Source organism: Jannaschia sp. M317 (assembly GCF_025141175.1).
Lineage (GTDB): Bacteria > Pseudomonadota > Alphaproteobacteria > Rhodobacterales > Rhodobacteraceae > Jannaschia.
In genome coordinates this window covers 410,571-424,881 of record NZ_CP081155.1, presented here as the reverse complement: position 1 = coordinate 424,881, position 14,311 = coordinate 410,571, and the positions used below count along the sequence as shown (strand labels likewise).

General features: G+C 66.4%; 12 protein-coding genes. 3 read left to right on the top strand and 9 right to left on the bottom strand.

Features of this window, described 5'->3' with window-relative positions:
* Positions 1-53 precede the first annotated feature (53 nt).
* Positions 54-1,952, bottom strand: a complete 1,899-nt coding sequence (locus tag K3551_RS02255) for a nucleoside-diphosphate sugar epimerase/dehydratase (protein WP_259917329.1) — start codon at positions 1,950-1,952, stop codon at positions 54-56.
* A 315-nt stretch (positions 1,953-2,267) separates the two neighbouring features.
* On the opposite strand from K3551_RS02255, the gene K3551_RS02250 reads away from it, so the two are divergent.
* Positions 2,268-3,377, top strand: coding sequence for a polysaccharide biosynthesis/export family protein (locus K3551_RS02250; protein WP_259917327.1), 1,110 nt, complete (start codon positions 2,268-2,270; stop codon positions 3,375-3,377).
* A gap of 16 nt (positions 3,378-3,393) precedes the next feature.
* On the opposite strand, the gene pip is transcribed toward K3551_RS02250, so the two are convergent.
* Complete coding sequence (pip, locus tag K3551_RS02245) at positions 3,394-4,389, bottom strand: prolyl aminopeptidase (RefSeq protein ID WP_259917325.1); 996 nt, start codon at positions 4,387-4,389, stop codon at positions 3,394-3,396.
* 63 nt (positions 4,390-4,452) lie between these two features.
* Between pip and ubiG the strand changes: the two genes are divergently transcribed.
* Positions 4,453-5,199 carry a bifunctional 2-polyprenyl-6-hydroxyphenol methylase/3-demethylubiquinol 3-O-methyltransferase UbiG gene (ubiG, locus tag K3551_RS02240; RefSeq protein WP_259917323.1) on the top strand — a complete coding sequence of 249 codons (747 nt, stop codon included), beginning with the start codon at positions 4,453-4,455 and terminating at the stop codon, positions 5,197-5,199.
* 37 nt (positions 5,200-5,236) lie between these two features.
* Here the strand turns inward: ubiG and K3551_RS02235 are convergent, their stop codons facing one another.
* Together K3551_RS02235 and ppk2 are read right to left on the bottom strand one after the other, a co-directional pair.
* Positions 5,237-5,827: an outer membrane lipoprotein carrier protein LolA gene (locus K3551_RS02235; protein ID WP_259917321.1), complete on the bottom strand. Its 591-nt coding sequence runs from the start codon at positions 5,825-5,827 to the stop codon at positions 5,237-5,239.
* Between the two features lie 97 nt (positions 5,828-5,924).
* Complete coding sequence (gene ppk2, locus K3551_RS02230; protein ID WP_259917319.1) at positions 5,925-6,773, bottom strand: polyphosphate kinase 2; 849 nt, start codon at positions 6,771-6,773, stop codon at positions 5,925-5,927.
* Between the two features lie 255 nt (positions 6,774-7,028).
* Between ppk2 and K3551_RS02225 the strand changes: the two genes are divergently transcribed.
* Positions 7,029-7,517, top strand: coding sequence for an ATP-binding protein (locus K3551_RS02225; protein ID WP_259917318.1), 489 nt, complete (start codon positions 7,029-7,031; stop codon positions 7,515-7,517).
* Positions 7,518-7,586: 69 nt separating this feature from the next.
* Here K3551_RS02225 and K3551_RS02220 read toward each other — a convergent pair whose 3' ends face one another.
* The 5 genes from K3551_RS02220 to K3551_RS02200 form a co-directional block, all read right to left on the bottom strand.
* Entirely contained in the window at positions 7,587-8,180 is a 594-nt protein-coding gene (locus K3551_RS02220; protein WP_259917316.1) for a ferric reductase-like transmembrane domain-containing protein, read from the bottom strand.
* A gap of 13 nt (positions 8,181-8,193) precedes the next feature.
* On the bottom strand, positions 8,194-8,682 hold the full coding sequence (locus tag K3551_RS02215) for a twin-arginine translocation pathway signal (protein ID WP_259917314.1): 489 nt from the start codon (positions 8,680-8,682) through the stop codon (positions 8,194-8,196).
* 91 nt (positions 8,683-8,773) lie between these two features.
* Positions 8,774-11,614, bottom strand: a complete 2,841-nt coding sequence (locus K3551_RS02210; protein WP_259917312.1) for a DNA translocase FtsK — start codon at positions 11,612-11,614, stop codon at positions 8,774-8,776.
* A 14-nt stretch (positions 11,615-11,628) separates the two neighbouring features.
* Positions 11,629-12,825, bottom strand: coding sequence for an aminotransferase class I/II-fold pyridoxal phosphate-dependent enzyme (locus K3551_RS02205; protein WP_259917311.1), 1,197 nt, complete (start codon positions 12,823-12,825; stop codon positions 11,629-11,631).
* A gap of 137 nt (positions 12,826-12,962) precedes the next feature.
* Positions 12,963-14,288 carry an amidase gene (locus tag K3551_RS02200; RefSeq protein WP_259919416.1) on the bottom strand — a complete coding sequence of 442 codons (1,326 nt, stop codon included), beginning with the start codon at positions 14,286-14,288 and terminating at the stop codon, positions 12,963-12,965.
* Between the last annotated feature and the right edge of the window lie 23 nt (positions 14,289-14,311).

Genomic DNA, 14,311 nt, shown 5'->3' with positions numbered 1-14,311 from the left:
TCCTCCTCAGGTTGCACCGGATTAGCGCCCCATCGTCCCGTTGGCGAGATGCCTCAGTGCAGGGTCGTGACGCTCTCGGGTTCTTCCTGGGGCTGCGCCCTGAAGCTGCTGATCCGCGACGCGATGATGTCCAGCGCGCGATCGCTGTCACCGGACGCCAAAGCAGAGCGGAGCCCGCGCAATGATGACGCCATTTCAATCTCGGACAGGGACCGTTCGCGCACGCGGAAGATCTTGCGGTGCGCCGTCGGCTTCTCGGAGCCGTCGAGGAACAGCTCCTCCTCCAGCTTTTCGCCCTCGCGCAGGCCGATGAACTTGATCTCGATGTCGCCGTCGGGATTGGCCTCGGATTTGACCGAATAGCCCGTCGCCTCGATCGCCTGGGTCGCCAGTTTGAAGATGCTGACCGGTTCGCCCATGTCGAGCAGAAAGACCTCGCCCCCTTCGGCCATGGCCCCGGCCTTCAACACAAGGCGCGCCGCCTCCTGGATGGTCATGAAGAACCGTTTCACGTGCGGGTGGGTGACCGTGACCGGCCCACCTTTCTGGATCTGTTCATGAAAAATCGGCACGACCGACCCGGAAGAGCCGAGGACATTGCCGAAGCGCACCATCGAAAACACCGGTCCCTCGCCATCGGGCACCCGACTGGCGAGGTCCTGAATGACCATTTCGGCAAACCTTTTGGAGGCGCCCATGACGCCCTTGGGCCGCACAGCCTTGTCCGACGAGATCAGGGTGAACCGTTCCACCCCCGCCGCGACAGCCGCGGTGGCCAATGTGTGGGTGCCCAGGATATTGTTTGCGATCCCCGCAAGCGGGTTCTGCTGCACCAGCGATACGTGTTTGTAGGCCGCCGCGTGCAGGACGACCTGCACCCCGTGGGTTGCCAGCACGTGACGCACCTGGCGGGGGTCTGTGACGGACCCCAGGACAAGCGAGACCTCGACACCGGCATCCGTCGCCAGGGTCCGCAGTTCCTGCTCGACGGTGAACAGGGCAAATTCGCTCAGCTCGAACAGGATCAGCTTTTTCGGGCGGCATTCCAGCAACTGGCGGCACAGTTCGGACCCGATGGACCCACCGGCACCGGACACGAGCACGGTCTTGCCCTTGTAGCTGTCCGTACCCTCGCCCAGTGGTGTTTCCACCTCCGGGCGGTTCAGAAAGGCCTGCGGATTGACGGTCTGCAGCTTGTCGATCAGCGCCTCTTGCCCGATCAACTGCGAGAAGGAGGGCAGTGTCTGCACCTCCAGCCCCATTTTTTGCAGGCGTCGTGCGATCTGTGCCTGCGCCGGCGGGCTGAGTGAGGGGATGGCCAAAAGAACGCGGTCGATGCGCCGCTGTTTCACGATTTCCTGGATGCGGACCGGGGTCATGACCGGCAGGCCGGAAATGGTCAGCCCTTGCAACGCATGGTTGTCGTCGACGAAGGCAACCGGATCGATGTCGTGATGCGCGCGGAACGCTTGCACCAGTTGGGTCCCCGTGGTCCCAGCCCCGTAGATCAGCACGCGGCAGACCTTTTCGCCCCGGCGGTAGATCGCCAGGACAACTTGCAACAGAATCACCCGCGTGACCGTCATGAACATGAACACGCTGATGCCGAACATCAGGTGGAACTGGATCGGCAGTGACGATCCAAGCAGGAGCGTCAGGACCGTCGTGGCCGCCGTCAGGAAAATCGACATCGCAGCGATCCGGCCCATGGATGGGCCGTCGAAATCGGCCAGGCGCATGTTCGGAATTTCAAGCAGGATCAGCAGCGCGCCACCCAGCAGCCCGACATAAGGGATGCCGACGATCAGGAAGGATTGCACATCAGGGGCGTCGCCGGGCAACGGCTGAACCGCCAGCGTAAACGCCAGCGCCGTGCAAATGATGATGAGATCGAGCGCGAAGAAGACCGAGGACTTCTGACGTCGGGTCAGCCCATTGAGAAGTTTCAGCATCGGCCGTGCCCGCCTGGATCTGTCGGCAACATGACGGCAGGCAAACGCAAAAGACACGCAGGCGTGCGACACCTGTTGGCAGCGTCACCGCAAATTGTCTCCACACCGTCCCCCGAGATACACTGCCCCACGTTCTTTTATGGCATGCTGCGCTGCAGCGCAACGAAACCGTCGACTGTGGGCGGTTTGCCGCTGTCTTGGCGTCGCGGATCGATGGCTGTATCTGCTGCGTCGGTTGACGGCTGCGCCTTCAAATGTAACCTGCCGGCAACTTGGTTTGCGCATGTTACAGCATCATTGGGGGATGACGACGCTATGGGACGATTTCTGCGCCTTTCGGCTGTTGTGCTGGGCCTCCTCTCGCTTGTGGCTTGCACGTTGCCGCGCGGGGCCGGAATGCAATCGGAGGTTCTTGCCGAAAGCGACTCCGATCAGGTCGGCTTTGCGGTGTACCCCGTTACGCGCGCCCTGTTGCCAACCGTCCGCCAATGGCCGCTCGTCGGCGAAGAGCATCTGGGCTGGATCAGCAGCAGCCAGGGTTCCCGCAGCCAGCTGATTCAACCCGGCGATACCGTGACGATCACGATCTGGGACAGCAGCGACAACTCCCTGCTGACCACGCCGGGCAGCCGTCAGGTTGTGATGGACGGGGTGCGGGTATCGCCCGGTGGCACCGTCTTCGTTCCCTATGTTGGGGCCGTCCAGATTTCCGGCATGCAGCCGGACCGCGCACGCGTCCGCGTACAGGAGGCACTGGAACCCATCGCCGGCTCTGCGCAGGTGCAGCTTGCGCTGACCGAAGGGCGTGCCAATTCCGTCGATCTGGTGGGGGGCGTCGGTGCGCCCGGCAGCTATCCGATGCCCGATCGCAACCTTTCCGTGCTCAGCCTGATCGCGCTGGGCGGGGGGGTGTCGAATGCCCTGACCAACCCGCAGATCCGGCTCAAACGCGGTGGGCGCATCTATGGCACCTCCATCGATCGCCTCTACGAAGAGCCGCAGCTCGACACGCTGCTGCGCGGCGGCGACCAGGTCATCGTCGAAGAGGATGAGCGGTATTTCCTGTCCGTCGGCGCAGCCGGGGCCGAGGCGCTGCATCCGTTCACCAAGGACGTTGTGACAGCTCTGGACGCGGTTTCCATCATCGGCGGGATCAATGACAGCCGGGCGAACCCCAAGGGCCTGCTGATCTTGCGCGAGTATCCGCGGTCGGCCTTGCGGGCTGGGGTTCGGGGTCCGCGCAACGAGCAGGTGATCTTCGTGTTGGACCTGACGACGGCTGACGGGTTGTTTGCCGCGCGCAACCTGCGCATTGCACCTGGCGATCTGGTCTACGCCAGCGAAAGCTCGGTCGTGGCGACGCGCACGGTCTTTGGTCTGATCGGATCCGCCTTCGGGCTGGCCAGCACGGTTTCCAACAACTAGGGCCGAAAGGCCCGGATCATTCGAACCGGAGCAGGCCGTCCTGAGCGGTGGCCACCCGGTCGACCGATTTCACCAGCTGACTGGCGATTCCGGGCTCCGACAGGGCGTGGCCCGCAAAGGGCACCATGTGCAGCACCGCGCTGCTGCCCATCCCATGGGCCAACAGTTGCGCCGACCGGGGCGGACAGATCATGTCGTAGCGGCCTTGCACGATCACCGTGGGGATGTGCCGGATGCGGTCCAGGTTGGCGCGGATCCAGCCGTCCTGCTCCAGAAAGCCGTGGTTGATGAAATAGTGGTTCTCAAGCCGGGAAAAGGCGCGGGCGTATTCGCCGTTCGGCTCTCCGGTCTGGCCCTGGCTGCGCACCGAGGCGAGGGCGTTTTCCCAGGCCGCCCAAGCGCGGGCAAAGCGCGTCTGTTCATGCACGGGGCTGTCGAACAGGCGGCGGTGGTAGGCCGCGATCAGGTCGTCACGTTCCTGTTGCGGGACCAGGGCACAGAACCGGTCCCATTGTTCGGGCCAGAATTGCCCGGCACCGCCGCCGTAGAACCAGTCCAGTTCCCGCTGCTCCATCAAGAAGACACCGCGCAGGAACAGATGCGCCGCGCGGTCAGGATGGGTGACCGCATAGATCAGCGACAGCGTGGCCCCCCAGCTGCCGCCAAAGACGGCCCAGCGGTCGATACCCAGCGTCTCGCGGATGTGCTCCATGTCGGCGACCAGGTGCCAGGTCGTGTTGTCGCGCACGCTGGCATAGGGCCGCGACCGGCCGCAGCCGCGCTGATCGAACAGGATGACACGCCAGATCGCGGGGTCGAAGAACCGCCGCATCATCGGACTGCAGCCGCCACCGGGGCCGCCGTGCACGACCACGACCGGCAGGCCGTGCGGATTGCCGCATTGTTCGACATAGACCTTGTGCCCATCGCCCACGTCCAGCATCCGCTGATCGAAGGGGTCGATCGGGGGATAGAGCGCGCTGCCCGAGCTTTGCTGCGTGTTTCTGTCCATTGCCGACCTATATAGACCGCGACACGCCACACACCATGGGTAACAGCCACGGGGACCTGCGAGATGACCACGACGATCGACGCCGCCGAAATCGAGAAATTTCAGGCCATGGCTGCCGAATGGTGGGATCCGAACGGCAAGTTCAAGCCATTGCACATGCTCAACCCCTGCCGGTTGGATTACATCACCACGCAAATCGCCGGAGAGTTCGACCGCGACCTGTCTTCGGACGCGCCCTTTGCCGGGCTTCGCATCCTCGACATCGGCTGCGGCGGGGGCCTCTTGTCAGAGCCGATGGCCCGTCTGGGCGCGACCGTGGTGGGTGTCGATGCTGCCGGGCGCAACATCCCGGTGGCCCAGGCCCATGCCGCGCAATCCGGGCTGGACATCGATTATCGCCACACCTCCGCCGAGGCCCTGCTGGACAGCGAAGAGCCGCCCTTCGACGCGATCCTCAACATGGAGGTGGTCGAACACGTCGCCGACCCGCTGACCTATCTGACGGCCTGTCAGCGGCTGCTGCGGCCCGGCGGGCTGATGGTCTGTTCGACCCTCAACCGCAACCCGAAGTCCTATCTGATGGCGATCATCGGGGCGGAACACGTGATGCGCTGGCTGCCAAAGGGCACGCACGAATGGTCCAAGTTCATCACACCTGACGAGCTGTTCGACCTGCTGGCGCAGGCCGGGATGACGCCCGAAGACCGGATGGGCTTCGTCTTCAACCCGGTGACCTGGACCTGGCGTCTGTCGGATCGGGATCTGTCCGTGAACTACGTCACCGCCAGCGTGAAGCCCGCCGCAGGCTGACAGCGCGGGCAGCCCCTGCTGCCCGCCCCGCGCCTGATCAAAGACCGCGCCGCTGAATTTCCTGCGGGATGTTGAAACGACCCACGGGGATGGACGCATCAAGCTGCATGTCGCCCAGGATCACGGTCGTCTGCGCGCCGGAATCGTCGGTGATCACCCATTGCCGCAACGTGATGGGTGCGGGCGTAAAGACCAGTTGGATGCTGCCGTAGTTCGGGTTTTCCGGGTCCTGCAGGGTAATCGCTGTCTGGGTGGCATCGCCGCCATGCCGCACGACCATTCCCGACCGGCCCAGGTTAACCTGATCCGCCAGGATCAGCGACAGGGGCGTCTGAGACAGGGGATATTGTTCCGGGGGGGTGTTCGACACCGGGTCGAAGATGGCCACCTGCCCGCCGCCCGCGATCACGAGCGACTTGTTCGGGGCGTCGTAGTCGAACCGTGCCCGCCCCGGTCGCCGCAGCGACAATTCCCCGGTCGAGATGGAGCCGTCGGAATTGACCTGCGTGAACTCCGCCTTGGCGGTGCGGAAACCGTTGAGATAGGCGCTGATCTCCCCGACCGCGATTTCGGCGCGGACGGGTAGGGCAAGGACCACAAGCGTGGCGGCGAGGGTAAGGATGCGCATGGCGGCTCCGATCTTGATGCTGTCGGTGTCATATAGGGGGCCCAGCCCAAAGGCCCACAGATATGCGATGACAGGCGGATGACAGCCGCTGGCGTGCTCAACTCTCTGGGTGCAGAGAGGCCGCCAGCACGTGATCCGACTTGTGGATCACGTGGCCCGCGTGCAGCACCAGCTTTGGGTCCGGCGGGGTGGCGACAGACAGGTCCTTGCCGGGGTAGTCCAAGGTCGACAGGAAATGCCGCATGCAGGCCAGCCGCGCGCGTTTCTTGTCGTCGGACCGGATCACCGTCCAGGGCGCGTCGGCGGTGTCGGTGTAGAAGAACATCGCCTCCTTGGCCTCGGTATAGTCGTCCCACTTGTTCAGGCTGGCGCGGTCGATGGGCGACAGCTTCCATTGCTTCAACGGATCGGTTTCCCGCGATTTGAAGCGCTTGCGCTGTTCTGCCTGAGTGACCGAGAACCAGTATTTGAAAAGCCGCGTGCCGGACCGTGTCAGCATCCGCTCGAATTCCGGGGTCTGGCGCATGAATTCCAAGTATTCGGTGGGCTCGCAGAATCGCATCACCCGCTCGACGCCCGCGCGGTTGTACCAACTGCGATCATAAAGGACGATCTCGCCCGCCGTCGGCAGATGCTTGACGTAGCGCTGGAAGAACCACTGCCCGCGCTCCTCCTCGGTGGGTTTGTTCAGCGCGACGACGCGGGCGGCGCGGGGGTTCAGATGTTCGGTGAACCGCTTGATCGTGCCGCCCTTGCCTGCGGCGTCGCGGCCCTCGAACAGCATGACGATCTTTTGCCCCGTCTCCTGCACCCAATGCTGCGCCTTCAACAGCTCCACCTGCAACGCGGCCTTCTCCGCCTCATAGGTCGCGCGGGCCAGCCGCCTGCGATAGGGATACTTCGTTGTCTCGGGGGTGACGGGGGCAAGGGGCGTCATGTCGTTCATCGGGCTCTCCTTCGGCGGTCGGGGCTTCTGTTTGCCCTGAACGCGCGCACCGCGCCTTGAGGTGCATCAAGTCAGGACCGCCGCGCGTCGCAGGTCTTGGACCGGGCGCGCCTGCCTGATAAACGCGGCGCATGGACCAATGCACGGCGATGACGACCGCCCCGATGCGGCAGATTACCAGCCCGGCCTGATCGGTCAGGCCGGGTCCTTTCGCATCCCTGTCATCCGCACGCGGCCTGCCCGCCCGAGGTTTCCATGTCTGTCCCCACCCTGCACCTGATGTGCGGCAAGATCGCCGCCGGAAAATCCACCCTGTCGCGCCGCTTGTCTGCGACCCCGGCAACCGTCCTCGTCTGCGAAGATGTCTGGCTGTCGACCCTGTTCGGGCCGGAGATGGCGACCGTTTCGGACTACCTGCGCGTCTCGCCGCGTCTGCAGACGGTCATGGGACCGCATGTGGTGGGGCTGCTGGACGCTGGCGTATCCGTGGTTCTGGACTTTCCGGCCAATACCGTGGGTCAGCGGGCCTGGATGCGCACGATGGTGGCGCGCATGGATCACCCCCATCAGCTGCACCATCTGGATGTCAGCGATGCGACCTGCCTCGAACGGTTGGCCGCGCGGCGCGCAGCAGGCACGCATCCCTTCGTCGTGACGGATGCGGATTTCGCCCGCATCACGTCCCATTTCGCGCCACCCACGGTGGAGGAGGGGTTCACGGTGGTCACCCACCGCGACGGATAGTCATGCCGCAAGGGCGCGGGGCGGCGTGAACCCCGCCCTACGGGGGGATCGGTTGATTGCCCGTGCCCGTCAAGGGCGGCCGCGCGGCCAGATCCGTCTGCGCAGGTGCCAAAGGGCCCAGCCGGTGGCTGCAATCGCCGCGCCACCCAGCGCGACCTTTCCGGTCAGATCCATCGTGCCCTCGATCAACAGGGCGTGGATCACCGTGGCACCGACCGCGATGCCTGCCAGCGCCGCATGCCCCATGCGCCAGACCCTGGGCGGTATCTGCCTGCGTCGCGTGGCAACCACGGCGGTGAGCATCAGCGCCCAGAGCGCGGCGACCCCCCAGACCGAGAACGACGTCGGCGACCGCAGCAGGAGGGCGTCGATGACATCCGGCGGACTGGTCAGCCAAAGCCCGCCCACATGCAGCACCACTGTCAGCAGCAGCAGCCCGCCGACAAGGCGGTGAACGCGCCTGCCACGGAGGCCGCTCAGGCCCGGCAGGGCCCCCGCCACCAAGAGCGGCTGCACCAGCAGCAGGCCAAGCGCCAGCACACCGGCCAGACCCGCCGCGATGTAGATCGGCTGCCGCCATTGCAGCAGAGGGCTTGTCCCCGCCTGCGCCAGGGGCAGCAGGATGGCCGCGGCCAGCGCGGCCCAGATCAGCGCCGCGCGCATGGGGACCGGGCCGTCAGGCAGGCACCAAAACGAAATCGGCCCGCAATGTAGTGGCAGAGGCGCTGTCCATCACCGGGCGCAGGAACACGGTGCGAAACCCGCCGTCGTCGTGATCGGCATCATAGGCCAGATGTCCGTGGGGCTGGCCAAAGGCGGGGACGATCTGCGGCATGTCGAGGCGAAAGATGCCATCGGCATCGGTCAGGGTCGCGCCATGGCTGCGGGCGTCGCGTTCATGCCCCTCGGTTGTATGGGCCCAGATCTGGATGCGCCGTCCCGTCAGGGGGGCACCGTCGCCGGCACGGCGGACGCGCCCCTCCATCAGAAAGCCGCCTCCACCGATCCGGTCCACCAGCGGCGCACCGGGACGGTAGTTGTTGGCCCCGCCCCGCATCGTCGGCGTGGGAGCCAGATCGGCTGCGCGGGCCGGAACCGCCCAACCGATCGTGGCGGCGATACCGGTGGCCAGCAAGTGGCGGCGGGACGGGCGGATGATCGGCATGGGGGCACCTCCGGGGGCTGTGTGCCCCAGAAGGTATGGCGCGGAGGGTCCCGGTGCACGCCCCTCACGGTTTCGTGAAGGCAGGTACGACTCAGCCGTTGGGATCCGGCAGCAGGATATCGCGCTTGCCGACGTGGTTGGCAGCGGTGACGGCCCCGTTGTCTTCCATCTGCTCCACCAGGCGGGCGGCCTTGTTGTAGCCGATGCCCAGTTTGCGCTGAATATAGGAGGTGGAGCATTTGCGATCCTGCGCCACGATGGCGACCGCCTGATCGTAAAGCGCATCCTCGCCGCCGGTGTTGCCACCCGTCAGGCCCAGCACCGCGTCGATATCCGACGAGGCCTCGTCCGAGGGGCCGTCGAGCACGCTGGCGGCATAGTCCGGCGGCCCAAAGCTCTTGAGGTGGTTGACGATTTCCTCGACCTCTTCATCCGAACAGAAGGGGCCGTGGATCCGGGTGATCTTGGACCCGCCCGCCATGTACAGCATGTCGCCCATGCCCAGCAGCTGTTCGGCCCCCATCTCGCCCAGGATCGTCCGGCTGTCGATTTTCGACGTGACGTGGAAGGAAATCCGCGTCGGGAAGTTCGCCTTGATCGTGCCTGTGATGACGTCGACGGACGGACGCTGCGTGGCCATGACCAGGTGGATGCCCGAGGCGCGGGCCATCTGTGCCAGGCGCTGGATACAGGCCTCGATCTCTTTGCCGGCGACCATCATCAGGTCGGCCATCTCGTCGACGATGACGACGATGTAGGGCATCTTTTCGGGCACGCTTTCTTCGGTTTCGAAGACCGGATCCCCGGTTTCGTCGTCGAAGCCGGTCTGCACTGTCCGCGAGAACAGCTCGCCCTTGTCCAGCGCGTCCTTCACCCGGCCGTTGTAGCCGTCGATGTTGCGGACGCCCATCTTGGACATCTTGCGATAGCGTTCCTCCATCTCGCCGACGACCCATTTCAAAGCGACGACCGCCTTTTTCGGATCGGTGACCACGGGGGACAAGAGGTGCGGAATGCCGTCATAGACGCTGAGTTCCAGCATCTTCGGGTCGATCATGATCATCCGGCAGTCTTCGGGCGGCAGCTTGTAGAGCAGCGACAGGATCATGGTGTTGATCGCCACCGATTTACCCGAACCCGTGGTGCCCGCGATCAGAAGGTGGGGCATCTTGGCCAAATTGGCGACGATGGGGGCACCGCCGATGTCCTTGCCCAACGCCAGCGGCAGCGCCTGAGAGCTGTCGCCAAAGTCGCGGGCCGACAGGATTTCGCGCAGCACGACTTTTTCGCGCCGCTCGTTCGGCAATTCGATCCCGATAACGGACCGGCCCGGCACGGTCGAGACGCGCGCCGACAGGGCCGACATCGACCGGGCGATATCGTCGGCCAGACCGATGACACGGCTGGCCTTGAGGCCGGGTGCGGGTTCCAGTTCGTACATGGTGACGACGGGGCCGGGGCGGACCTGGATGATCTCGCCCTTGACGCCGTAGTCGTCGAGCACCGCCTCCAACATGCGGGCGTTTTCTTCCAGCGCCTCGTCCGACAGGACATGGCGTTCGACCGAAGACGGATCCGCCAACAGGTTCAGCGGCGGCATCTCGTAGTCGGAGGTCTGGTCCTCGAACTGAAGCGTCGGCTGTGCCTCGGCGCGGGCCTGTTTGCTGGGCGCGGCGGGTTTGGCCGGGGGTTGGACCACCTTGCGGTTCAACGGCTTGGGCGCGCTCACGGGGGCGGTCATCGGCGCAGGCGCAGGGGGGGACACCGGGGGTTCGATCAGGGGATCGGCCTCGGGGGTTACCTCGGGCGGGGTGGGCACAAAGGCCGTCGACGCCGGGGCAGGGGGGGCCGCCAGGGGGGGCTCTGCGCGCAGGACGGGCTCGACCCTCGGGGTGGCTGCGGGGGCGGGGGCACGGGTGAGAACCGGTTCGGCAGGCGCCGTGGTGGCGGTGGCGGTCGGGGTCTTCAATGCTTCGGCGATGTTTGCGCGGCGCACGCGGGTGCGCACGGCGCTGGCGATGCGCGCGCGGACGCGGTCGTCGCCTTCCTCTGGCAGGTCATCGTGCACCAGCGGATCCTGCTGCGGTGCCTCGGGCGCGGCGGCCCGGAGCGGCAGCAGCGACAGCAGGCCACGACGTGGCGCGGCTGCGGCCTCCGGCGGCATGTCTTCGAACATGTCGTCTTCGGGCGGGGCCACGGGGGCACGGGCGGCGGCGTCTGCCTTGGCGGCGCGGCGCTCGCGCAGGGTGGCGGCGGTCGCGGCGGTGCCGCGTGCGGCCCCGCGTGCGGCGGTGCCGGTCAGAACGCGCGCCAGATACCAGGCATTGCCGAACCCGTTCAGCAGGAAGACACCGCCCTTGATCAGATCCTCGCGGGTGAACCCCAGAACCCAGGCCCCGCTCAGCACGACGGCACCCGCCAACAGGATCGACAGCATCTTCAACCCGGTGCTGGCCGTGATCGGCAGCACCTGCAACAGCGCCCCCATCAACGTGTCCCCGAACAGCCCGCCCAGCCCGAAATCATGGGCCCAGCCCGGACCCGGCACCATCGAGGTGCAGAACAGCGACAGCAACAGCACCCAGCCCGCCACGAACAGCGCGCGCGGCAGCGCCCGTTCCGAGCCCCAGTGCCCGGCGAATCGCGCGCCCCAGACCGCCAGGCCCACGGCCAGCCCGAAGGCCCCGTAGCCAAGGATCAGATAGAGCGGCGCCGCAATGGTCGCGCCGAATACGCCCAGCCAGTTGCGCGGTGCGGCATCGGTGGCGGCCAGCCAGTTCGGATCGTCCGGGTGATAGGTCGCCAGCATGACGGCCACGATCAGCCCCAGCAGCACCATGACCACGCCCAGCCCCTCGCGTCCGCGCCGCGCCAGAGTGATCTGAAGCGAGCTGTCGAGAAGGGGATCACGCTGTCTGACCTGATACGCCATGGTCCGGGGGCTCCTTACCGATAGATGCAGTCGCGCAGGCGGGTCAGCCCGGCGGTGATGTCGTCTTGCGACGCAACGAGGGCGGCGCGCACGAAGGTCTCGCCGGGGTTCCCGGCCTCTGTGTCGCGGGCCAGATAGGCACCGGGCAGAACCTTGACGCCGGCCTCCTGCCACAGCTTCAGCGTCGCCGCCTCGCCGTTGCCGATCGCGTCTGGCACCGGCAGCCACAGGAAAAATCCGGCCTCTGGGATGGTCACTCCGGGCACGTCGCCCAGGATGTCGCGCGCGGCGTCGAACTTCGCGGCATAAAGCGCGCGGTTGTCGTCCACGTGGGCCTCATCGTCCCATACGGCGGCGGCCGCCATCTGCAGCGGCAGGGGCAGGGGAGCCCCGGCATAGGCGCGCAGCTGTTTCATCCGCGCGATGTTGCCCGGTCCGGAAACCGCGAAACCTGACCGCAGCCCCGCCAGGTTCGACCGTTTGGACAAGGAATGAAAGGCCACCACACGCTCCGGGTCGGCCCCGGTTGCGCGCACCGCCTCCAACACGCCCACAGGCGGGCGGTCGCGGTAGATTTCGGCGTAGCATTCGTCGGCGAAGATCGTGAAGTCGTGCTTTTCGGCCAACGCCAGCAAGTCCGACCAATAGGCCATCGACGCGGTCGCCCCCTGTGGGTTGGCGGGCGAGCAGATATAGACGATGGCGGTACGATCCAGCAGGGCAGGGTCGAGGGCCGCGAAGTCGGGCAGGTGCCCCGTCGCCTCGGTCGCGTTCACATAGACCGGGTCGGCCCCCACCGACAAGGACGCCACCGCATAGACCTGATAGAACGGATTGGGCGTCAGGATGGCGGGGCGCTGGCCGTTCTTGTCTTCGGGGCACAGCGCCATGGAGGCATTGTAGAGCCCTTCGCGCGTGCCGTTCAGGACCAGGATGTCACTCGCGGGGTCGGCGGCGTAGCCATAGCGGCGGTCCAGCCAACGCGCGCAGGAGTCGAGCAGCGCAGGCGCGCCGTCATTGGGGGGATAGCCCCGGAACCCGGCGGCGTTTTCCGCGATGACCTCGGCCACGAAGGCGGGCGGGTCGTGGCGCGGGTCGCCGATCGTCATTTCCACGGGCGCATTGCTGCCGGGCGCACGCGCACCAAGCAACGTCCGCAGGCGCGGAAACGCGTATTCGGGCAGTTCGGAGAACCGCTTCGGAGTCTTCATAGCCTGTGCCTCATGCGGGTGCTCTGACGGCCCCGTTTGGCACAGGATAGCGCAGCGACCGCGCTGGGGTCCAACGAAAAGGCGAGGGGCGTCAGCGGGGTGTGGCTTTGGCGCCCTTGCGGGCCAGGTCGGTGCCCTCAGGCCAGCGCCGCTTCCATCGCGGCACCCAGCCGCAGCAACCGCTCCTCCTGCAGGGGCGGGGCCAGGGCCATTACCCCGCACATCGGCACCCCGGTGGGCAGGGTCAGGCCGCAAAGCCCCAGAACATTGCCGACCCGCGTGTTGCGCAGGGCCATCAGGTTCTCTGAGATATAGTAGGGCTCATCTTCCAGCAGGCGCTTGGTCTCGGGCGGCAGAATCGCAGAGGTGGGCAACACCACCGCGTCATACCCCGCCGTGTCGCGCAAATAGGCGGCCTGCGCCGCGGCACGGGCCCGTTGCGCGGCAAGGACATCGGCGGCATCTACCCCGCGCCCGTTGCGGAACCGCTCCAGAATGCGGTCGTACATCAGATGCGGTGCGGCCTCGATGGTTTCGCGCCAGGTGGCATAGGCCTCGGGCGCGAAAAGCAGGGGCGTCAGATCCATCGCGTCCTGCACGGCCGGGATCGTGTCGCGCACGACCGTGGCGCCCGCGTCCTCGAACCGCTGGACGGCGTGTTTCAACGCAGCGCGTGGTGCGTCCCGGCTGCTGTCGGCGTAGTCGGCCAGAACCAAAAGGCGCGTGCCCCGCAATGTCGCGCCGCGCAGGTCGGCAGGCTTGCCCCCTTCCAAAAGCGCCAGCGTCAGGGCTGCGTCCTCTACCGTGCGGCACAACGGGCCAATGGTATCCATCGACGCGACCAGGGGCACGCTGCCGGTGACCGGCACCCGGTGCAGTGTCGTCTTCAACCCCACCAGATCGTTCCAGGCCGCCGGATTGCGCACCGAGCCCCCTGTGTCTGAACCGATCCCAACCGGGGCCAGGCCAAAGGCAACCGCCGCCGCCGCCCCGGACGACGACCCGCCCGGCAACAGATTTGCGTCGTGGCGATTGGGCGGGGTGGCGGTGACCGGGTTCAGACCCAGCCCGCTGAAGGCCAGCTCGCTCATGTGGGTTTTCCCCAGGCAGACCGCGCCGCCGTGGGTGGCGTTTGCCAGGACGACCGCGTCATCCTGCGGCACCCGGCCCCGTAGCAGGGCCGATCCGGCCTCGGTCGCGACGCCCGCGCTGTCGAACAGGTCCTTCCAGCTGATCGGCACGCCGTCCAGGGGGCCCCGTCGCAGGCCCAGCTTCGCGCGCTTGCCCGCTGCTGCCGCCTCCGCGCGGGCGCGGTCGGGGGTGGTTCGGGCATAGACGCGGTTGCCGATGTCGCTGGCGGCGATGGCGGCCAGATAGGTCTCGCAGAGCGCCTCGGCGTTGATGTCACCCGTGGCGATGCCACGTCCCAGATCGCCCGCGCTCATCCATAGCCAGTCCTGCATCGCCGCCCCCGTCATTTCGTCGC